We start from the raw sequence: 20,403 nt of genomic DNA, 5'->3' as shown, positions 1-20,403 counted from the left end.
GAGAGGCACGCGGCATGGCGATGGTGCGGAGGGTGGCGGAACCCTCTGAGGGGGAGCCGGTGGAGGGGTGTCACTCCAGCGTGGTCTTCTCCGACGACCGGCAGTGGGCCGGGCATCTCGCTGCCTTCGTCCGCAGCGGGCTGGCGAGGGGCCGGCGCGTGCAGTACTTCGCGGACACCACCGACCCCGAGCGGGTACTGGCCGCGCTCACCGACGCGGGGATCGACGCGGCGGGCGCAGTGGCACGCGGACAGCTGTCCCTGTCGGTCGCGACGCAGACGTACCTGGCCGGTTCAGGGTTCGATCCGGACGCGATGATCGGGCTGTGGCAGGAAGCGGTCGACGAGGCCGGCGCCTCGGGATACCCGGGGGTCTGGGCGATCGGCGAGATGTCCTGGGCGAACAGGGACGTCGCCGGCGCCGACCGGCTGCTGGAGTACGAGCTGCGCATCCACCACGAGGTCTTCGCGCGGTTGCCGCTGACGGCGTGGTGCTTCTACGACCGTCGCCTGATGTCCGACGCCTGCGTGGACGTACTGGCGAGTGCCCATCTGACGCACCGAGGGGAGTCGCACGCCGCCCCGGCTCTGTGGCTGGCCCCTCTCGCCGACCGCCCCGGTCTCCGGATGTCGGGCTCCGCCGGATACGACACCCGTGACACGGTCGCGGCCGCGGCCGCCGTCGTCTCGGGCGCGCAGACCCCGCGGGCGGAGCTGGACCTCGCGGCCGTGCGCCACCTGGACGCGGCCTCGCTGGCGGTGCTGACCGGAGGCGCCGCCGGGCGGCCGGACGGGCCGCCGTTGCGGATCCGGCAGCCTCCGCCGTCGCTGCGGCGGCTACTGCAACTGTTCCCGGAGTTCGACGCGAGCGTGGAGGTCGTGGACCGATGACGACCTACGAACCGGCTGCGGCCGGTACCGGCCGGCAGGCCCCCTTCCACCACCCGGCCCTGTTCTACGGCACCCAGGACGAGTACCTGGCCGGAGTCGGGACCTTCGTGCGGGACGCCACGGACCTCGGGCACCCGGTGCTGGTGGCCGTGCCCGGCCCACGGCTCGCGCTCCTGCGCGATCTCGTCGACGGCGACAGCGGCGTCACCTGGGTGGACATGTACCAGGCGGGACGCAATCCGGGACGCATCCTCTCGATGCTCCAGGAGTTCGCAGACCGTGCCGAGGCCGCGCACGCCCACGTGTCGATCGTGGGGGAGCCGATCTGGGTCGGACGTACGCGGGCGGAGGCGTGGGAGGCCACCCGCCACGAAGCGCTGATCAACCTCGCCTTCACCGGTCGCCGGGTCAGTATTCTCTGTCCCTACGACACGGCGTTGCCCGAGGAGGTGCTGGCGCAGGCGTACCGCACCCACCCGGTCGTCGGTGATTCGGTGGCCTACGGTGCCAGCTCCCACTACACCGATCCGCACGAGGTGTGCCGCGACTGCGACACGCCGCTGCCCGAGCCGGCGGAGGCCGTCGTCATCCCCTTCGAGGAGGGGGGCCTGGCCTTGGCGCGTGACGAGGCCGACCGCTGGGCGGCCGCCGCCGGACTGCCGCCGGTCCGCCGCACGGACTGGCTCCTCGCCATCGGGGAGGCGACCAGCAACTCGGTGCGGCACGGAGGCGGCCGGGGGACGCTGCGCATGTGGCGTGCCGAGGGGAAGCTCGTCGCGGAGATCAGCGATCAGGGGCTGCTGGCCGATCCGCTCACGGGGCGCCGCCGACCAGACCCCCGGGCGGCGACCGGCGGCCGAGGCGTGTGGATCATGCATCAGCTGTGTGACCTCGTCGAGATCCGGGCGGGCGCGCGCGGCCTCGTCCTGCGCCTCCACCTCGGGACGGAGTGAGCCGGGAAGGCCCCGGGCATCTCCTGCCGCCCTTCAGCGGGAACCGGCCGCGCGGCGCACGGCCGCGAGGAGTTCCCGGTTGCCCACACCCTTGAGTACGTACTCCGAGACGCCGGCGTTCGTCATCTGTTCCACGGACGTCTTGTCGCCGTAGGCGGAGAACGCCACGATCCGGCTGGGCGGTGAACACCGTGCGATTCCCCTGGCCACCGTGTGGCCGCCGCCGGGGAAGCGGACGTCCAGGACGACGAGGTCCGGCTGATGCAGGGAGGCGAGCCGGAGTGCCTGCTCGCCGTCGCACGCGGTGGCCACGACCTCCAGATCGGGCTGTGCGCCCATGACCTCGCTCATGACGTCGAGCAGCATCACGTTGTCGTCACAGAGGAGCACGGTGAACGGGGCGCCGGGGGGTCCCGGGACGTCCGGCGCGTTCCCGCTCACAGGGTGTCGTCCTTCGGCGCGGGCTCCTGGAGCGGAAGGGGGTTGGGCACCCAGAACTCGACCGTCGTACCCGTGCCCGGCACGCTGCGCATGGACCACCACCCGCCGGCCGTCTCGGCCCTCTCCCGCATCTCGATGACTCCGAAGTGCTCGTGCGTGCCGTCCTGGGACATCGGCGCGCCGGTCCCGTCGTCCACGACACGCGTCAGCAGGCCGCCGTCGACGGACTCGACCCGGACGCCGACCCTGCTCGCACGTGCGTGCTTGTGCACGTTCAGCAGGGCTTCCTGGACGATGCGGAACACGGTGATGGCCGTCTCGGACGTGGGTGCGCGCTCCAACTCGTGCTCGAAGGAGTAGGCCATCCCCCAGGAGGAACCCACGACGCCCTCCAGGTGGCTGGAGAGCCCGTCGACCAGGCCGTGCCTGTCGATCCCGGGCGGATGGAGCCGGAAGGTCAGGCTGCGCAGGCGGCCGATCGCCTCGCGCACCGTCGCGTCGAGGCGCTGGAGCTCCGCGGAGAACGGCTCCGGCACCCGTTCCGCCAGCAGCTCCAGCCGCATCCCGACGGCGACCATGGCCTGGATGGAGTCGTCGTGGACGTCCCACGCGATGCGGCGGCGCTCCGTCTCCTGGGCCTGGACCAGGTGGCCGAACAACCGCCGTCGCTCGGTGAGGGCGTGTTGCGCCGCCCGCCGTTCGGACATGTCGCGCGTGACCTTGCCGAACCCCTGGAGTACACCCTGCGCGTCCCACAGGGCGGTGATGACCACGTTGGCCCAGAAGCGGGAGCCGTCCTTGCGGATCCGCCAGCCCTCGTCCTCCAGCCTGCCTTCCGCCACGGCGGTTTCCAGCTCCCACTGCGGCTTACCCGACGACTGGTCCTCGGGCGGGTAGAAGACCGAGAAGTGCTCCCCGAGGATGTCGGCGGCGCTGTATCCCTTGATCCGCTCCGCTCCCGCGTTCCAGCTGATGATGTAGCCCTGGGGGTCGAGCATGAAGATCCCGTAGTCCAGGACCCCTTGGACCAGCAGCGTGAAGGCCGTCTCCGACGGCGGAGCGGCCTCCCTCCGCGCGTTCGTCCGCGGTCGGGCGTCCCCCGTCACGTGAGGAGTCCCTCCCGACGCGCGATCGTCACGGCTTCCAGCTGGGAACGGGCTCCGAGCTTCTCCAGGACCCGCTGCACGTGGTTGCGCCCCGTGTTCAGGGCCACCCCCAGCAGCTCACTGATCTCCGCGGTGCCTCGGCCCTCCCCCAGCAGATGGAGGGTCTCCCGCTCCCGTGGCGTGAGGTTCGCACCGAGCCCGGGCGTCCTGCCGGTCAGGTGTCCCAGCACGTCACCCAGCAGGTCCGGGCCGAACACCACCTCGCCCGCCGCCACCCTGCGGACGGCGTCCTCCAGATCACGCAGGCCGCGGGCCTTCAGGATGAGGCCGGCTCCGCCCGTCTCCGCGACGCGGGCGGCCACGGACCCGCTGACCTCGCCCGTCAGGACGAGTACGCGCACGTCCGGCAGGAGTGCCCGCAGGTCGGCGATGGCGCCGACCCCGTCACCGTCCGGCAGGCGCCGGTCCATCAGGACGAGGTCCGGCTCGTGCTGCCCGGCGGCGACCAGCGCCGCCGCCAGCGACCCCGCGCGGCCCACGATCTGCAGATCGGGCGAGCGGTCCAGCGCGAGGCACAGCGCCTCGGCGACCATGTCGTGGTCCTCGACCACCAGGATTCGGACGGGCCGGCTGCTCGGAGAGGTGGGAGGCATGTGTGCATCTTCGCAGGTGGCGGGCTGCACGATCACGCCAGGACATCCGGATGCGCCGAGTCCGCGGTTACCGCGGCTCGGCCGCGCAGGGCCGCGCCCCGGCCGGGGGCGCGGTGGGCCGGCTCCGCGTGCCCGAGAGTGCTCCCCCGCGCGAAGACGTCGTCCGCCCCGATGAGGGAGAGCAGCCGCGCCAGTTGCGCTCCCACCCCTTCCACGACGAGGTCCACACCGGCCCCGAGGATCGTCGCGCGTACGCGGAGCAGGGCGCTCAGCCCGGCGCAGTCGCAGAAGGTGAGGTCGCTCAGATCGAGGCGGAGACGCGTGGGCCCCTCCGCCAGACATGCCGTGACCGCGTCGTGCACGTAAGGGGCGGTATCGAGGTCGAGTTCGCCGGCGAGGGTCACTCGAGCGACGCCCGAGTGCACCGCGGCCTGCGAGGTGAACGGGTAGACGGTCACGGCGTTCGGTACCTCTCCGTGCTCACGTGCGGGGGAGTACCCGCGCAGCGCGGTCGCGGGAATCCGCCTTCTGGACGTGCTCCCGGTCGACAACTTCCGCATCACTCCTTCGTAGTGCGAGGGCACCAGTGACGACCTAGTGAATCTGCACTAGGCGTGGAAGTCAACACGCACCGGTGGACGCCGACGGCGTGTCAGGGGTGAAAGGCGGGCGGGGGCGCGCCGCGGGTGGCAGACCGGCGACCGGGCGCCCCCCGCCCCGGCCGGGCGGCGCCTGGTCGAACACGGGGATCCGGGGCGACCTGGTGACCACACCGCGGGAAGGCGGGCGCCGGGCCGGCGGGCGCCCGGTCCGGCGCTCAGGGAACAACGCCTCCGGGCGGTGCCGGAGCTCAGTGCGCCCGGACGACGGCGCGGACGTTGTCGATGTGTCCGCAGTCGGCCCGCAGGTGCTTCTCCCGGTCACGGAGGAACACCGCACCGAGCTCCGCACGCCGGGCGTCCGGCACGTTCTCCCTGGCTCCGTTGAGGATCGTGCGCTCCTCCTCGTCGAGGTGGTGGGTGATCGCGCCCGCGAGCTCCTCCAGCTTCTCGTCCCACTCCTCGGAGCCGACCTCGTCGACCTCCATCAACGCGAGGAGCGCCTCGTTGCCCTCGTGGTGCTCCTCCTCGCCGTGCTCGACCTCTTCGTTGTCCACGTTGCGGAACCGCTTGAGCGCGGGGTACACCTCGGCCTCCTCCGCCTCTCCGTGGGCGATCAGGACGGCGGCGAACTCCCGCAGGGCCGCTTCCCGGTCCTCCTCGACGCTCCGCATCCGCCGCAGCAGCTCCTCCATCGTGCGATGGTCCTCGAGAATCACGGCCACCACGTCACGCGCTTCGGACACCACAAGCTCCTCTCCTCGGACATTGCTCCGCTGATACCCCCCGGACGACCGGACAAGCCGCGAAACCCGGTGGTCCGGGGGAGCCGCCCGCCGGGCGTACGCCCTGTCCGTGGGCTCCGCTTCTCCGCGTGCCGTGCGGTGCGCGGAGAAGGGGCCCGGCGCGCGGGTCCTCCGGACGGGACCGCCGGGAAGCGCTTCACCAAAAGAGCCGTCGTCCGTCCGGCCGGACACCGTGAGTGAGGAAGAGGGCCGGGGCAGGGCGCTCGGGGTCCTGCCCCGGTGGTGAGGCCGGACGCACCGGGTCGGAGGAGCGCCTCAGTAGCCGTAGATCATCTTGTAGGCGACTTCGGGCAGGAACTGGCCGGCGGACGAGCCCGCACCGACGCCGCAGTTGCCGTCGGACTCACCCGGCGTCTTGATCCACAGCAGCATCTCGGCACCTCCGCCGGTCCGGGTGGGGGTGCCGATGCGCCGGCCCGACGGGTTGCACCACTGGCCGTTGGAGCCGTTTCCGTTACGGCTGGTGTCCACGACGAACGGCTTGGTGTAGCCGTAGCGGGCTCCCAGCTCCCTGTTCACGGCGTTGCCGTACGCGGTGTTCTCGGCCGTGGTGAAGTAGTTGGACACGTTGAGGGAGAAGCCATGGGCTTGCCGGAGCCCGGCTTCGTGGAGGCGCTGGACCATGGTGGCCGCGTTCGCCCAGCCGGGATTGCCGGCGTCGAGATACGTCCATGTGTTGGGGGCCTGGCGGCCGAGTTCGGTCAGAGCGCCGGTCAGCATCGCCTCGCGCTGATCGATCTGGGCCTGGCTCATGCAGCCGTAGTCCCCGAGGGAGTCCGGTTCGAGGATGACCACGGCCGGGCGGCCGGCGATCCCGCCGGCGAACTGCGCGATCCAGTCGGCATAGGCGGCGGGCGAGGCGGCCCCGCCGGCGGAGTGCCCGCCGCAGTAGTCGCGGTTGTACACGTTGTAGGCGACCAGGAGGGGCAGTTTGTCCGCCCGGTCCGCCGCACCCGCGTACGCGCCTGTGGCGGTGCCGATCGTGCCGCTCCACGAGCCGAACCAGCGGGCCATCGGGGTGGCGGCGATGGAGGCGTCGACGGCCGGAGCCCGGCCGTCGGCGCGGTTGGCGGCGACCCACCTCTTGGCGCTGGAGTCGGGATCCACGTAGAAGCCGCTGGTCATGGTGGTCGGATCGGCCGCGTGTGCGGAGGGTGCCACAGCGAGGGCCAGCGGCAGGGCGGCGAGCGAGGCGAGCAGGGTGCGGAGTCCGTGGCGCATGGAGCTACCTCGTTTCCTGGCAGGGAGGCGCCGCGCGCTCTCGTCCCGAGCGTGCGGCGCGCTGAGAAAGCGCGATGAATGGCTGGGAGCGCTCCCATGCGACGTACCGGCGTCGCGGCTCCTCGCCGCCGGGCCGTCGTGGGCGCCACTCCTGCGGTTCGTGTTCGCGATATCGAACGCGGACCGGGTTATCGAGCAACTTGGATGATAGGGGGCCGGTCGGTGGCGTCAAGGGTTCTGGCACTATTCGCCCGGCAGGGCGAAAGCGTCGGGATGATTACCGCAGGTGAGAAGCTGTCGGGCCGGGAATCGGTACTCGTCCGGCCTGTCCGGAGCTGCTTTTCTGATCATCGCCAAGGGTGATGATTCGACGTTCTTTCGTAAGTTCCGGGGCTGAGAGGCAGCGAGGGCTGCCGGGGCTTACGGACCCGACGACCGGCGCGAGCTCGGCGGTGCCCTGCGCGGCGAGCCGTCCACCGTCCTCGCGCCCCACCCCTCGGAGGCACGGCCTGCCGCGGTGAACAGCCGGTACCCCCACCGATGTCCGGCTCGCCCGGCGGCCGGCCGACGGCATGTCCTACGGTTTCCGGAAGAGGTCCGGAGGCGTTTTCGGACCAGCACTTCGACGAAGGTGGACAGGTGGCCCGGGAAGGCGTCCAGCGCAAGGGAACCACGCAGAGCCCGGGCCGGCCGGCCAAGGTGACGATCACCGAGATAGCGCAGGAGGCGGGGGTGTCGGTGCCCACCGTCTCGCGGGTCGTCAACGGACGCTCCGACGTCTCGCCCGCCACCCGGGCCCGTGTCGAGGGTCTGCTGCGCCGGCACGGGTACCAGCGGCGTCCGGCCTCGCCCGGCGACCGCTCGGTGCTGGTGGACCTGGTCTTCAACGACCTGGACAGTCCCTGGGCCGTCGAGATCATCCGGGGCGTCGAGGAGATCGCACACGAGGCGGGGGTGGGGACGGTGGTCTCCGCGATCCACGGCCGGGCGGGCGCGGCGCAGCAGTGGATGACCAACCTGCGGGCCCGCGCCTCCGACGGTGTCATCCTCGTGACCTCGGTGCTCGCGCCGGGACTCCATGAAGAACTCCGCCTCTTGGGCGTGCCGTTGGTGGTGATCGACCCGGCGGGCTCGGCCGCCATGGACGTCCCCACCGTGGGCGCCACCAACTGGGCCGGCGGGATGTCCGCGACTCAGCACCTGCTGGGCCTCGGCCACCGGAGGATCGGCTTCATCGAGGGACCGCCGAGGCTGCTGTGCTCGCGAGCCCGCCTCGACGGCTACCGGGCCGCTCTGGACGCCGCGGGCGTGCCGGTCGACGACACGCTGATCGTGCCGGGGGACTTCTACCCGGAGAGTGGATTCGCCGGCTGCGACCGGCTCCTGGACCTGGTCGATCCGCCCACCGCGGTGTTCGCCGCCAGCGACCAGATGGCGCTCGGTGCGATCGAGGCGCTGCGCCGCCGGGGCCTGCGGGTGCCGCAGGACATGAGCGTCGTCGGTTTCGACGACCTTCCGGAAGTGAGGTGGTCGGCGCCGCCGCTCACCACGGTCCGCCAGCCCCTGTCCGACATGGGAAGGATGGCGGCCCGGGCCGTCCTCGACCTCGCCCGGTCCGTCACCCCGGCCTCGCCGCGGGTGGAGCTGGCCACGGAACTGGTGGTCAGGGCGAGTACGGCGGCGCCGCGGCGCGCGTGAGAGCGGGCTGCTCGTCCCCGGCGGGCCTCGGGGACGGCAACCGCCGGTTCCGTCCAGGCCGTTGACACCCCGTACGAGGGTCCGTAACTTGCGTGCTCGTCGCCCGATAATTATCGGATAACTTCCGGAAGGTGTGTCGATGCCAACCCTGGAGACAGCCACCTTGCCCACCTTCCAGCCGGATCGCCCCGCCCTGTGCGACGGTGTCGCGACCCGGCCCGAGTAGGCCCCGTGGGGTCGCACCCGGTGCGCCTCGGCAGTCGCCGCGCCGGATCGGTCGCCCTGTCGGCGGCGGCAACACATCAGCAATACGCGAAAAACCCTCAGGTGGCGTTCCGGCGCGGCAATCGCCGTCGCATTCTCTTCGCATTGTCGTCACATTGCCGGTGCGTGTTATCGGCGACCTCCTGCGTGCCCGTAATTCCGTACCTGGGTAATCGGAGGGGAATCCCGGAATTCCCGCTCAACCCTTGACATGTCCCTGCCGCATTTCCACACTGAGTCCCGCGGCGGCGTCACCGGTCCGCTGAGAGGTGCCGGGGCCGAAGACCGGCACGGACCCCTTACGCGCTGATGAGAAGGCCTTTGTTCGATGGTCACGGGGGCCATCGGCGCGGATCGACTCCGCCTCACGTCCACCCTTCCGTATTTCCGACCTGGAGGCATAGCCATGGGCTTGGACGCCATTCGACCCATTACCGTCCGCGGGAAGATCGGGGGTCTGTGCCTGGCGCTGATCGTCGGCCTCCTGAGTTCGATCGCCGTTCTGGTGACCCCGCAGACATCACACGCCGCCGAGAGCACGCTGGGCGCCGCGGCGGCGCAGAGCAACCGCTATTTCGGCACCGCCATCGCCTCGGGCAGGCTCAACGACTCGGCGTACACGACGATCGCCGCCCGCGAGTTCAACATGGTGACGGCCGAGAACGAGATGAAGATCGACGCCACCGAACCCCAGCGGGGGCAGTTCAACTTCTCCGGCGCCGACCGCGTCTACAACTGGGCGGTGCAGAACGGCAAGCAGGTGCGCGGCCACACCCTGGCCTGGCACTCCCAGCAGCCCGGCTGGATGCAGAGCCTCGGCGGCAGTGCGCTGCGCCAGGCGATGACCGACCACATCAACGGCGTCATGTCCCACTACAAGGGCAAGATCGCACAGTGGGACGTCGTGAACGAGGCATTCGCCGACGGCAGCTCGGGAGCCCGGCGTGACTCCAACCTGCAGCGCAGCGGCAACGACTGGATCGAGGTCGCCTTCCGCGCGGCGCGCGCCGCCGATCCGGCCGCCAAGCTCTGCTACAACGACTACAACGTCGAGAACTGGACGTGGGCCAAGACCCAGGCCATGTACGCCATGGTCCGGGACTTCAAGCAGCGCGGCGTGCCGATCGACTGCGTCGGCTTCCAGTCGCACTTCAACAACGACAGCCCCTACAACAGCAACTTCCGCACCACCCTCCAGAGCTTCGCCGCCCTCGGGGTCGACGTGGCCATCACCGAGCTCGACATCCAGGGCGCCTCGGGCACGACCTACGCCAACGTGACCAACGACTGCCTGGCCGTCCCGCGCTGCCTCGGCATCACCGTCTGGGGTGTACGCGACACCGACTCCTGGCGATCGGAGCACACGCCGCTCCTGTTCAACGGCGACGGCAGCAAGAAGGCCGCCTACACCTCGGTCCTGAACGCGCTGAACGGGGGCTCCACCACCACACCTCCGGCCGGCTCCGGCCAGGTCAAGGGCGTGGGTTCGGGCCGCTGCCTGGACGTGCCCAACGGCACCACCACCGACGGCACCCAGGTCCACCTGTGGGACTGCAACAACCGGACCAACCAGCAGTGGACCTACACCGACGCGGGCGAGCTCAGGGTCCTCGGAGACAAGTGCCTGGACGCCGCGGGCACGTCGAACGGCGTGAAGGTGCAGATCTACACCTGCTGGGGCGGGGACAACCAGAAGTGGCGCCTCAACTCCGACGGAGCCATCGTCGGCGTGCAGTCCGGCCTCTGCCTCGACGCCTCGGGGAACGGCACCGCCAACGGCACCCTGATCCAGCTCTACTCCTGCTCGAACGGCAGCAACCAGCGCTGGACCCGCACCTGACGCACCGGCACGGGCGGCGCGGCGGGGAACCGAGGGCGCGGCGTCTCCCGCCCTTCCGCACGTGCCTCCCGCGCCGGCGCGCGTGACACCGCCCCGGCTACGCGATTTCCGCGTGGCCGGGGCGGGTGCGTGGCCGCGCAGGGTCTGGGCCCCAGAATGCCGGAAGGGGCGCGGCCCGGTGTTGCACCGTGTCCCACCGGGCGTTCGTGAAGACGGACCCGAGGGTCCACCGTCCCGGCCTCCTACGCCGGCGTCGTGTCCAGGGCGAGCGCGAAGTCCCGACGCGCGAAGCGGCTAGCCCCCACGCCCGCCCGGGCGGACAACCAGGAGGCCGAACAGTGCTGCGAAACGTTACTGCGGTGAACTTCCGCGTCCGTGCGGGTGAGAGACGGTCGTCGGGCATGAGGCGGCGCCATGAGGGCCGGTAGAACACGGACCGGATGCCGCCGCGGTCGGCGCGCCACCCGCGTTCCGTGCCGGCGGCGGTGGAGGCCCGGTGACTCCGACCGCTGTTCCAAGACGTTGGTGAAGGGGGCTCGTCAATGAGCCGAGGCTTGATCGTCGTAGACGTGCAGAACGACTTCTGTGAAGGAGGCAGCGTTCCCGTCGCAGGCGGCGCGCAGATCGCGACAAGGATCGCCGAGCTGGTGGAGCGGAGCGCGGGCCGGGACTACCAGTACGTCGTGGCCACCCGCGACCACCACATCGACCCGGGAAGCCACTTCTCGGAGAACCCGGACTTCAAGGAGAGCTTCCCCGTGCACTGCGTGGCCGGGGACGCGGGCGGCGAGTTCCACCCGTACTTCGCTCCCGCCGCCACCGGCGGCAAGGTCGACGCCGTCTTCTTCAAAGGCGCCCACAGCTCCTCCAAGAGCGGCTTCGAAGGCGCCGACGACCAGGGCACGTCCCTGGCGGACTGGCTGCGCACCCGCGGAGTGGAGGACGTCGACGTGGTGGGTATCGCCACCGACCACTGCGTGCGCGCCACAGCGTTGGACGCGGTGAAGGCCGGTTTCCGCGCGCACGTACGCCTGGACTACTCCGTCGGCGTCGCCCCCGACACGGTCGCCTCGACCCTGGACGACTTCCGTGAGGCGGGCATCCTCGTGTCCGGAGAGACGCCGGTACCGCAGTAGCGCTTCGGGGCGGACCGGAGTGGCAGCGGGCGAGTGACGGGTGTGTCGAGCCGCCGTACACGGCGGCACGGCGCACCCTCGTGGGCTGCGCTAGTCCGGCTCGCCGAGCAGGGCGGGAGCGGGGGAGCCGCCGCCTCGGCAACCGGCCGTCGGGGAAGGCCGGGCAGGGCCGCGGCCCACCCGGACTTTCCGCTGGCCATGCCGGCCGAGGAGCCGTTCGCTCCAGGGTGCGAGACTGGATGAGTGGAGGACGACGTGCGGCAGATGGACCGACGCTTGGAACGGACCATCATGGAGCTGCTGGAGCGGCGTGACCCGAAAGCCACGATCTGCCCCTCCGATGCCGCACGGGCGGTGTACGAAGGGGAGGGCGACGGCTGGCGCGCGTTGATGGAGCCGGCACGTCGCGCGGCCCACCGGCTGGTCGAGGCCGGTGAGGTGGAGATCACCCAGGGCGGTAGCCCCGTCGAGCCCTCGAAGGTCCGGGGCCCTATCCGCATCCGCCGCGCCCGCTGAGGTCCGTCCCGCTCGTGTGGCACCCGGCGGGACGGGTGCCATGAGGCGCCCCCGACCTCCGGCTCAGGCAAGCGGACGGATCGCGTACGCGCCGGAACTCACGGACACGCGCGGAGAATGAGGAACGAGGCGTCCTGGACCTGGGGGAAGATCGCGGTTGACCGCGTGTCCTGATGTCGTCCGTCCGAACCGCGGGACAGCATCGACCGGATGAACCCTCCCGCGGACCCGGAGCGGACTCCGGACGGCAGATACGTGGTCGTCGACCACCGCCGATGGCGTGCGACGGATCCTGAGATCCCCGAGGACGCCGCCTCCCGCCTACGGCATCATCTGATGGCGGCGCGCCGCGGGGTGGCTGCCGCACGCCGCGCCGCTGACGCGAAGGCCGAGGGCCGGGCGCGGAAACGTGTGAACACCGCGAAGGTGGCGCTCGGTGAGCGGGGTGATCCCTGGTGGGAGCAGTCTGCCGAGGTTCGCCGGCTGCGCTGGGAGCGGGGGCTCCACGAGCTCGACCAGGCTGAGCGGGAGGAGGGAGGGCGCGCACCGTGAGGCGGGTCGCCTCCTTGGGCGTGGTACGAGGCTCCGGCTCGTGGTGCACGGAGCGATCAGGTCCCTGGACCCCTGCCGCTTCGAAGCGGACCGCTGTGCCCCTCCGGCACGGGACCGCTGAAGGGCGAGGTCCGACATGCCTCGCGCGGGAGTTCGCCGAGAAGGCGCCGGTCGGTGCGCGCGGGGATGGCCCCAGCGCGTCGGTTCGTCCCGGGGAAGCCGGGGCGCCCGGCCGGTGAGGCCGCCCTGAGCGGTATGACCTCAGCCCCCGGGGAAAGGAGACTCACGTTCCCCACCCCGGGCGAGAGGAGTCCACCGATGGCAGCCGACGACACGGGGCACGCCGAGGACGCGTGGTGGCGGTCCGCGGTGGTCTACCAGGTCTATCCGCGCAGCTTCGCCGACTCCGACGGTGACGGCGTCGGCGACCTGGACGGTCTCACCGGACGCCTGGACCACCTGTCCGGGCTCGGCGTCGACGTGCTCTGGCTGTCGCCCGTCAACCCCTCCCCGCAGGCCGACAACGGGTACGACATCAGCGACTACCAGGACATCGACCCCGTCTTCGGTGACCTGGCGGCCTTCGACCGGCTGCTGGCCGCCGTGCACGAGCGCGGGATGAAACTCGTCATGGACCTGGTCGTCAACCACACCTCCGACGAGCATCCATGGTTCCAGGAGTCACGTGACCCGGCCAGCCCGAAGCGCGACTGGTACTGGTGGCGTCCGCCACGTGAGGGACGCGAACCCAACAACTGGGGCTCCTTCTTCTCCGGCGCCGCCTGGGAGCTGGACGCGGCGAGCGACGCGTACTACCTCCATCTCTTCTCGCCGAAGCAGCCCGACCTCAACTGGGAGAACCCCCGGATGCGTCAGGCCGTGTACGCGATGATGCGCTGGTGGCTGGACCGGGGCGTGGACGGCTTCCGGATGGACGTCGTCAACCTCATCTCCAAGGATCCCGCCCTCCCCGACGGCGAGGTGCACGAACAGGGGCCGTACGGTGACGGCTCGCCCTACTTCGTCTGCGGACCCCGCATACACGACTACCTCCAGGAGATGCACCGCGAGGTGATCGCCCGGTACCCGGGCCGGCTGCTGACCGTCGGGGAGATGCCCGGGGTGACGGTCGAGCAGGCCCGCCTGTTCACCGATCCGGCGCGTGCCGAGCTCGACATGGTCTTCCAGTTCGAGCACGTAGGGCTCGACCACGGGCGGGGCAAGTTCGATCCCCGCCCGCTGCGGCTCACCGACCTCAAGGCCTCGCTCGGCCGCTGGCAGTCCGGCCTCGCCGACGTCGGGTGGAACAGCCTGTACTGGAACAACCACGACCAGCCCCGGGTGGTCTCCCGGTTCGGTGACGACGGACCGAGCCACCGGACCCGGTCCGCGACGATGCTCGCGACCGTGCTCCACCTGCACCGGGGCACGCCGTACGTCTACCAGGGCGAGGAACTCGGCATGGCCAACGCGCCTCTGCGCACCATCGAGGACTTCAGGGACATCGAGTCCGTGAACCACTACACGGAAGCCCTGCGCGCGGGGGCGCGACCCGAAGACGTCCTGCCGGGACTACGGGCGATGGGCCGCGACAACGCCCGTACACCCATGCAGTGGGACGCGTCCCCGCATGCGGGGTTCACCACAGGCACCCCGTGGATCCCCGTCAACCCGGACCACACCGAGGTCAACGCCGAAGCGGCCCTGGCGGACCCCGGCTCCGTCTACCACCACTACCGCCGGCTGATCGCCCTCCGGCACCAGGAACCGGCCGTCGTGCACGGCGACTTCACGATGCTGCTGCCGGACGACGAGCGGATCTACGCGTTCACACGCCGGCACGGCCGCACCGTGCTCCTGGTCGTCGGGAACTTCACCGGAGACACGGCCTCCGCCCCCATGCCCGCCGGATGGGACGGCGCCGAACTCGTCATGAGCAACGGCCCTTCGGTCCCCGCGCGGCCCGGCCGCCTCGTGCTCGCCCCGTGGGAGGCGCGGGTGCACCGGCGCAACGACTGAGCCGAGCGGGCGCGACGGCGATCGATGATCCCTCCGGTACCGGGTACGCGGGCCTCATGACCGTCTACGGATTCCACGCCTCCCACGAACAAGTGCCTCCCGCCGACCTGCTGGCAGCCGTCGTACGCGCGGAAGGCGCGGGCTTCACCGCCGCGATGTGCTCGGATCACTTCTCGCCCTGGAGTGTCCGGCAGGGTGAGTCCGGCTTCGCCTGGTCCTGGCTCGGCGCGGCGCTCCAGGCCACCGACCGGATCCCCTTCGGAGTGGTGAACGCCCCGGGCCAGCGCTACCACCCGGCGATCGTCGCGCAGGCGATCGGCAGCCTCGCCGCGATGTACCCAGGCCGCTTCTGGGCGGCGCTGGGAAGCGGTGAGGCGTCCAACGAGCACATAACCGGCGACCGTTGGCCGCGCAAGGACGTCCGAAACGCGCGGCTGCGCGAGTGCGTCGACATCATCCGGGCGCTGCTGCGCGGCGAGGAGGTGAGCCACGACGGGCTGGTGACCGTGGACCGGGCCCGGCTGTGGACGCGCCCGGAGACGGTGCCGCCGTTGGTGGGAGCCGCGTGCAGCGAGGCGACCGCGCGGTGGTGCGCGGAGTGGGCGGACGGCCTGATCACGGTCAACGCGCCGCACGAGACGCTGCGCCGGATCGTGGACGCCTACCGTTCGGCGGGTGGCGCCGGCCGGCTGCACCTCCAGGTGCACCTCAGCTGGGCCCCCGACCTGGGGACCGCCCGGGAACTCGCCCACGACCAGTGGCGCACCAATGTGCACGGGCCACCGGCGAGCTGGGACCTGGACTCGGCCGAGCTGTTCGACAACGTCAGCGAGCACGTCTCACCGGACAGGGTCGCGGAGTCCGTCAACATCTCCGACGACCTCGGCCGGCACGCGGCCTGGCTCCAGGAGTACGCCGACCTGGGCTTCGACGCCGTCATGCTGCATCACGTCGGCAAGGAGCAGAGCGCCTTCATCGACGCGTTCGGCGCCAAGGTGCTGCCGCAACTGGACGTCACCCGTCCCCCGGCCGCCGTCGCGGAGGGTGTCCGATGAGGATGACCCGTACCTCCGACCTGTGGTGGAAGAACGCGGTCGTCTACTGCCTGGACGTGGAGACGTACCAGGACTCCGACGGCGACGGCACCGGCGACTTCGCGGGCCTGACCCAGCGCATCGACCACCTGGTGCGCCTCGGTGTCACCTGCGTGTGGCTGATGCCGTTCTATCCGACGCGGGAACGCGACGACGGCTACGACATCACCGACTTCTACGCCGTCGATCCCCGGCTCGGCACGCTGGGCGACTTCACCGAGTTCGTGCGCACCGCCCGCGACCGGGGCCTCCGGGTCATCGCCGACCTGGTCGTCAACCACACCTCCGACCACCATCCGTGGTTCCAGGACGCCCGCTCCAGCCGCACGTCGAAGTACCGCGACTGGTACGTCTGGTGCGACAGCCCGCCGGAGGACGGCCCCGAGGGTGTGGTCTTCCCCGACGCCGAGAAGAGCGTGTGGGAGTACGACGGGACGACCGAGCAGTACTACCTGCACCGGTTCTACAAGCAGCAGCCCGACCTCAACGTCGCCAACCCGGCGGTCCGTGACGAGATAGCGCGCATCATGGGCTTCTGGACGCAGCTCGGACTGTCGGGATTCCGGGTCGACGCGGTGCCGTTCCTGCTGGAGACCGACGGCCAGGAGGACGCGGACCAGCTGCCCGACCCGCACGAGTACCTCGCCGACCTGCGGGCCTTCCTCGGACGTCGCAGCGGTGACGCGGTGCTGCTGGGCGAGGTGAACCTGCCCTACCCGGACACCGCGAAGTTCTTCGGCGACTCGGAGTCCTCCCGCGGTGACGAGCTGACCATGTGCTTCGACTTCATCGGTATGCAGCAGATGTACCTGTCGATGGCACGGGGCGAGGCGGCCCCTCTGGCGGCGGCTCTCCGGGAGCGCCCCGCGGCGCCCCGCGACGCGCACTGGGCGACGTTCGTCCGCAACCACGACGAACTCACGCTCGACAAACTCGACGACGACGAGCGCGCCGAGGTGTTCGCCGCCTTCGGCCCCGACAAGGACATGCAGCTCTACGACCGGGGCCTGCGCCGCCGCCTGCCGCCGATGGTCGACGGCGACCGGCGGCGCGTGGAACTGGCGTACAGTCTGCTCTTCTCCCTGCCCGGCACACCGGTGCTGTTCTACGGCGAGGAGATAGGCATGGGCGAGAACCTCGCCGCCGAGGGCCGGCAGGCCGTCCGCACCCCGATGCAGTGGACGCCCGACAAGAGTGGCGGTTTCACCGCGGGGGAGGGAGTGGAGCTGCCCAATCCCGTCGTGACGGGTGCGTTCGGCCCGACGAAGGTCAACGTGCACGACCAGGCGCACGACCCGGCTTCGCCGCTGGGTCGGATGCGGACGCTGATCGAACGCTACCGGGAGACCCCCGAGTTGGCCTGGGGCGACTACCGGGTCATCGACGCGGACGATCCGGGCGTGCTGGTCCATCTCAGTTCGCTGGAGGGCGGCACGGTGCTCGTGCTGCACAATTTCTCCGAGCGGTCCGTCACCGCCTCCGTCGAGGTCCCGGGACTGAGGGGCGGCCGGCTGCTCACCGATGTCTTCACCGGTGACACCCTCAAGTCGGCGGCCGCCGGCCTCGTCGATGTCGCGCTGGACCCGTACGGCTACCGGTGGCTGAGGGTCAACACCCCCTTGGACGACCCGGATCGGGCGACAGCGGTGTGATCCGACGCGCGAGGTGTCCGGCCGCACGGAGTGGCCGGGCACCTCGCGCGATGGCCGGCCCGCCGGCTAGGGAGCGTCCACCAGAGTGCGGCCGTCGGCGGGAACGAGCGAGGCGAGGCCGCCGGCGTAGGCGGACTCGACGCGGGATCGCTCAGTCGCGTTCGGAACCGCGTTCGTGCAACTGGTGCCCGCAGCCGACCCCGACATCAGCTGGGAGCACGGGCCGGGCTTGGTGTCGGGCAGGCCCAGGCTGTGCCCCATCTCGTGGGTGGCGATACGGGTCCTGTCATAGCCCTGGGACACCGCCTGGCTGCCGAGTTCGACACGCACCTGGCCACCCGGGCGCACCGGTCCGAGTGTCGCCTGCGGCCAGCCACTGGTGGCGACGATCTGGATCTCGGCCCGGGTGCCGGGTGCGGCTTCGACGAGCCTGACGTTGCTGACGTTCCGGTTCCACGAGGCGACTCCGGCGGCGATCGCCGCTTCCCAGCCGCCTGCGCGGCTGTCGTCGTAGCGGAGTGTCACTACGGCAGCCACGCTGGTCGCTGCGGTCGACTCCGGTGCGGGCGCGGGCGCGGGTGCGGGTGCGGCGTGAGCTGCTGTTGCTGTGGCCAGGGCGACCGCGAAGGCGGCGCCGGCTGCCTTCAGCCATGAGGAGTGCGGCATTGCTGTCCCTTCACTCGTGGGGGACTCGGTTCGCTCCGAACCGAGAGCGGGGAGGGGCCGCGACCGGCGCAGTGGCCGGTCGCGGGTTCTCCGGGGCCTCAGGACTATGCCCATCGCTCCGTGCTTATCATGCCCCTGTCATCAAGGTAGGGCTGGAAAAGAGCGGTGTGGTCGCGATCATGCGGCTGCCGGATTCCAGGTGGTTGTGCCGTATCCGGACCTGGGAAAGACCTGCTCTCGGTCCCGAGAGCCTGCACCGACAGCTTTCATGACGGTGATGGCTCAGGCGTGAGGCTCTCCCTGCCGATCTGCGTCTCGGCCTGATAGATGGTCACGGACCGGTCAGCGATCCGCTACCTGTACGGACCATTGCGTGCTTCGTAACCGTCCGATGTTTCCTCGGCGGGCATGCTGAGGCCCCTCCGGTGAGCACTCTCCGTGAAGAATGACGGGCAAGCGGGCGTGTTTGACGCACCGTTACCCATTCATGATTTTCTTGCACACGTTTGCCCAAGGTGATGAAAAGCAGCGGTGATCAATGGAAGGTTGAGGAAAGGTATAACTGCAGGTAATCAGGCTTTTAGCGGTGTTGTGCCCCGTGCAGCCCAGGGGCACGACACCCCGCCGGTCAGATGTCCCGGAAGATCTCGATCTGCGCCCCCACCGAGTTCAGCCGCTCCGCCAGCTCCTCGTATCCGCGGTTGATGACGTAGACGTTGCGCAGGACGGACGTGCCCTCGGCCGCCATCATCGCCAGCAGCACCACCACCGCCGGCCGCAGTGCGGGCGGGCACATCATCTCGGCCGCGCGCCAGCGCGTCGGGCCCTCGACCAGGACGCGGTGGGGGTCCAGGAGCTGGAGCCTGCCGCCGAGGCGGTTGAGGTCGGTGAGGTAGATGGCGCGGTTGTCGTAGACCCAGTCGTGGATGAGGGTCTGGCCGTGCGCGGACGCGGCGATGGCCGCGAAGAACGGGACGTTGTCGATGTTCAGCCCGGGGAAGGGCATCGGGTGGATCTTGTCGATGGGCGCCTCCAGCTTGGAGGGCCGCACGGTCAGGTCCACCAGGCGGGTGCGGCCGTTGTCGGCGGGGTACTCCGCCGTGCGGTCGCAGTCGACGCCCATCTCCTCCAGGACGGCGAGCTCGATCTCCAGGAACTCGATGGGGACCCGGCGGATCGTCAGTTCCGACTCGGTCACCACGGCGGCGGCCAGCAGGCTCATCGCCTCGACCGGGTCCTCGGAGGGGGAGTAGTCGACGTCCACGTCGATCTCGGGCACCCCGTGCACGGTGAGGGTCGTCGTGCCGACGCCCTCGACGCCTACGCCGAGCGCCTCCAGGAAGAAGCAGAGGTCCTGGACCATGTAGTTGGAGGACGCGTTGCGGATGACGGTCGTGCCGTCGTGCCGGGCGGCGGCCAGCAGGGCGTTCTCGGTCACCGTGTCGCCGCGCTCGGTCAGGACGATGGGGCGGCCCGGCTTGACCGCCCGGTCCACCTGGGCGTGGTACAGCCCGTCGGTCGCCGCGATGTCGAGCCCGAAGCGGCGCAGCGCGATCATGTGCGGCTCGATCGTCCGCGTGCCGAGGTCGCAACCGCCCGCGTACGGGAGGGTGAAGCGGTCCGTGCGGTGCAGCAGCGGGCCGAGGAACATGATGATGGAGCGGGTGCGGCGCGCGGCGTCCGCGTCGATGGCGTCCAGTTCGAGCTCGGCGGGCGGCAGGATCTCCAGGTCGACGCCCTCGTTGATCCAGCGGGTGCGGACGCCGATGGAGTTGAGGACCTCCAGAAGCCGGAAGACCTCCTCGATGCGTGCCACCCGGCGCAGCACGGTGCGCCCCTTGTTGAGGAGGGAGCCGCAGAGGAGGGCCACGCACGCGTTCTTGCTCGTCTTGACGTCGATGGAACCGGAGAGCCGGCGGCCGCCGACGACCCGCAGGTGCATGGGGCCCGCGTAGCCGAGCGACACGATCTCGCTGTCGAGGGCTTCACCGATGCGCGCGATCATCTCAAGGCTGATGTTCTGGTTGCCGCGCTCGATGCGGTTGACGGCGCTCTGGCTCGTGGCGAGCGCCTCGGCGAGCTGCGACTGTGTCCAGCCCCGATGTTGACGCGCGTCACGGATGAGCTTGCCGATACGTACGAGGTAGTCGTCTTCCATGCGGTGAACGCTATCTCACATATGAGATGAGGACTCGTCGGGGGGGGGGTGCGTGTCCGAAGGCGTGTCGAGGGTGCGGGGCCCGCTGGGGGCCCCCCCCCCCAAGGCTGGCCCCGGCGGGTCCCGACCGCCCGCCCGT

18 protein-coding genes are annotated in these 20,403 nt (G+C 70.7%); 10 read left to right on the top strand and 8 right to left on the bottom strand.

The window, feature by feature from the left end:
* Positions 1-32 precede the first annotated feature (32 nt).
* Both ABZ371_RS10095 and ABZ371_RS10090 read left to right on the top strand, forming a co-directional pair.
* The gene (locus ABZ371_RS10095; RefSeq protein WP_358676149.1) at positions 33-890 is read left to right on the top strand and encodes an MEDS domain-containing protein; all 858 of its coding nucleotides are present in this window, start codon (positions 33-35) and stop codon (positions 888-890) included.
* Positions 887-1,843, top strand: a complete 957-nt coding sequence (locus ABZ371_RS10090) for a sensor histidine kinase (RefSeq protein ID WP_358676147.1) — start codon at positions 887-889, stop codon at positions 1,841-1,843. The genes ABZ371_RS10095 and ABZ371_RS10090 overlap by 4 nt, the downstream gene beginning before the upstream one ends.
* 33 nt (positions 1,844-1,876) lie before the next feature.
* Here ABZ371_RS10090 and ABZ371_RS10085 read toward each other — a convergent pair whose 3' ends face one another.
* The 6 genes from ABZ371_RS10085 to ABZ371_RS10060 form a co-directional block, all read right to left on the bottom strand.
* Positions 1,877-2,284: a response regulator transcription factor gene (locus ABZ371_RS10085; RefSeq protein ID WP_358676144.1), complete on the bottom strand. Its 408-nt coding sequence runs from the start codon at positions 2,282-2,284 to the stop codon at positions 1,877-1,879.
* Positions 2,281-3,390: a PAS domain S-box protein gene (locus tag ABZ371_RS10080; RefSeq protein WP_358676141.1), complete on the bottom strand. Its 1,110-nt coding sequence runs from the start codon at positions 3,388-3,390 to the stop codon at positions 2,281-2,283. Before ABZ371_RS10080 ends, ABZ371_RS10085 begins: the two co-directional genes overlap by 4 nt.
* On the bottom strand, positions 3,387-4,043 hold the full coding sequence (locus ABZ371_RS10075; RefSeq protein ID WP_358676138.1) for a response regulator transcription factor: 657 nt from the start codon (positions 4,041-4,043) through the stop codon (positions 3,387-3,389). The genes ABZ371_RS10080 and ABZ371_RS10075 overlap by 4 nt, the downstream gene beginning before the upstream one ends.
* Before the next feature lie 32 nt (positions 4,044-4,075).
* On the bottom strand, positions 4,076-4,501 hold the full coding sequence (locus tag ABZ371_RS10070) for an STAS domain-containing protein (RefSeq protein ID WP_358676135.1): 426 nt from the start codon (positions 4,499-4,501) through the stop codon (positions 4,076-4,078).
* 392 nt (positions 4,502-4,893) lie between these two features.
* Positions 4,894-5,388 (bottom strand): hemerythrin domain-containing protein, encoded by a 495-nt coding sequence (locus ABZ371_RS10065; RefSeq protein WP_358676132.1) that lies wholly within the window; start codon positions 5,386-5,388, stop codon positions 4,894-4,896.
* Positions 5,389-5,703: 315 nt separating this feature from the next.
* Positions 5,704-6,669 carry a glycoside hydrolase family 6 protein gene (locus ABZ371_RS10060; protein ID WP_358676129.1) on the bottom strand — a complete coding sequence of 322 codons (966 nt, stop codon included), beginning with the start codon at positions 6,667-6,669 and terminating at the stop codon, positions 5,704-5,706.
* A 639-nt stretch (positions 6,670-7,308) separates the two neighbouring features.
* On the opposite strand from ABZ371_RS10060, the gene ABZ371_RS10055 reads away from it, so the two are divergent.
* The 8 genes from ABZ371_RS10055 (at position 7,309) to ABZ371_RS10020 (ending at position 17,440) form a co-directional block, all read left to right on the top strand.
* Positions 7,309-8,367, top strand: a complete 1,059-nt coding sequence (locus ABZ371_RS10055; RefSeq protein ID WP_358676126.1) for a LacI family DNA-binding transcriptional regulator — start codon at positions 7,309-7,311, stop codon at positions 8,365-8,367.
* Positions 8,368-9,037: 670 nt separating this feature from the next.
* Positions 9,038-10,471, top strand: coding sequence for an endo-1,4-beta-xylanase (locus ABZ371_RS10050; RefSeq protein ID WP_358676123.1), 1,434 nt, complete (start codon positions 9,038-9,040; stop codon positions 10,469-10,471).
* A gap of 542 nt (positions 10,472-11,013) precedes the next feature.
* Positions 11,014-11,607 carry an isochorismatase family protein gene (locus tag ABZ371_RS10045; protein ID WP_358676120.1) on the top strand — a complete coding sequence of 198 codons (594 nt, stop codon included), beginning with the start codon at positions 11,014-11,016 and terminating at the stop codon, positions 11,605-11,607.
* Between the two features lie 243 nt (positions 11,608-11,850).
* Entirely contained in the window at positions 11,851-12,123 is a 273-nt protein-coding gene (locus ABZ371_RS10040; RefSeq protein WP_358676117.1) for a DUF3253 domain-containing protein, read from the top strand.
* A gap of 210 nt (positions 12,124-12,333) precedes the next feature.
* A complete protein-coding gene (locus ABZ371_RS10035; RefSeq protein ID WP_358676114.1) occupies positions 12,334-12,675 on the top strand; it encodes a hypothetical protein in 342 nt (113 codons plus the stop codon).
* Positions 12,676-12,993: 318 nt separating this feature from the next.
* Positions 12,994-14,694, top strand: a complete 1,701-nt coding sequence (locus ABZ371_RS10030) for an alpha-glucosidase (protein ID WP_358676112.1) — start codon at positions 12,994-12,996, stop codon at positions 14,692-14,694.
* Between the two features lie 56 nt (positions 14,695-14,750).
* On the top strand, positions 14,751-15,749 hold the full coding sequence (locus ABZ371_RS10025; protein ID WP_358676109.1) for a TIGR03885 family FMN-dependent LLM class oxidoreductase: 999 nt from the start codon (positions 14,751-14,753) through the stop codon (positions 15,747-15,749).
* Between the two features lie 2 nt (positions 15,750-15,751).
* On the top strand, positions 15,752-17,440 hold the full coding sequence (locus ABZ371_RS10020; RefSeq protein ID WP_358676106.1) for an alpha-amylase family protein: 1,689 nt from the start codon (positions 15,752-15,754) through the stop codon (positions 17,438-17,440).
* A gap of 66 nt (positions 17,441-17,506) precedes the next feature.
* Here the strand turns inward: ABZ371_RS10020 and ABZ371_RS10015 are convergent, their stop codons facing one another.
* Complete coding sequence (locus tag ABZ371_RS10015; RefSeq protein WP_358676103.1) at positions 17,507-18,106, bottom strand: snapalysin family zinc-dependent metalloprotease; 600 nt, start codon at positions 18,104-18,106, stop codon at positions 17,507-17,509.
* A gap of 628 nt (positions 18,107-18,734) precedes the next feature.
* Positions 18,735-20,264: a UDP-N-acetylglucosamine 1-carboxyvinyltransferase gene (locus tag ABZ371_RS10010; protein ID WP_358676100.1), complete on the bottom strand. Its 1,530-nt coding sequence runs from the start codon at positions 20,262-20,264 to the stop codon at positions 18,735-18,737.
* Between the last annotated feature and the right edge of the window lie 139 nt (positions 20,265-20,403).

This window comes from Streptomyces sp. NPDC005899, from assembly GCF_040629645.1.
Classification (GTDB): Bacteria; Actinomycetota; Actinomycetes; order Streptomycetales; family Streptomycetaceae; genus Streptomyces.
This window is presented reverse-complemented; position numbering and strand designations above follow the sequence as displayed.

What these genes read in the sequence shown, in the direction of transcription:
- ABZ371_RS10090 (WP_358676147.1), top strand. Translation starts at nt 887, where the DNA reads ATGACGACCTACGAACCGGCTGCGGCCGGTACCGGCCGGCAGGCCCCC.
- ABZ371_RS10075 (WP_358676138.1), bottom strand. Translation starts at nt 4,043, where the DNA reads ATGCCTCCCACCTCTCCGAGCAGCCGGCCCGTCCGAATCCTGGTGGTC.
- ABZ371_RS10060 (WP_358676129.1), bottom strand. Translation starts at nt 6,669, where the DNA reads ATGCGCCACGGACTCCGCACCCTGCTCGCCTCGCTCGCCGCCCTGCCG.
- ABZ371_RS10050 (WP_358676123.1), top strand. Translation starts at nt 9,038, where the DNA reads ATGGGCTTGGACGCCATTCGACCCATTACCGTCCGCGGGAAGATCGGG.
- ABZ371_RS10045 (WP_358676120.1), top strand. Translation starts at nt 11,014, where the DNA reads ATGAGCCGAGGCTTGATCGTCGTAGACGTGCAGAACGACTTCTGTGAA.
- ABZ371_RS10035 (WP_358676114.1), top strand. Translation starts at nt 12,334, where the DNA reads ATGAACCCTCCCGCGGACCCGGAGCGGACTCCGGACGGCAGATACGTG.
- ABZ371_RS10030 (WP_358676112.1), top strand. Translation starts at nt 12,994, where the DNA reads ATGGCAGCCGACGACACGGGGCACGCCGAGGACGCGTGGTGGCGGTCC.
- ABZ371_RS10025 (WP_358676109.1), top strand. Translation starts at nt 14,751, where the DNA reads ATGACCGTCTACGGATTCCACGCCTCCCACGAACAAGTGCCTCCCGCC.
- ABZ371_RS10020 (WP_358676106.1), top strand. Translation starts at nt 15,752, where the DNA reads ATGACCCGTACCTCCGACCTGTGGTGGAAGAACGCGGTCGTCTACTGC.
- ABZ371_RS10015 (WP_358676103.1), bottom strand. Translation starts at nt 18,106, where the DNA reads ATGCCGCACTCCTCATGGCTGAAGGCAGCCGGCGCCGCCTTCGCGGTC.
- ABZ371_RS10010 (WP_358676100.1), bottom strand. Translation starts at nt 20,264, where the DNA reads ATGGAAGACGACTACCTCGTACGTATCGGCAAGCTCATCCGTGACGCG.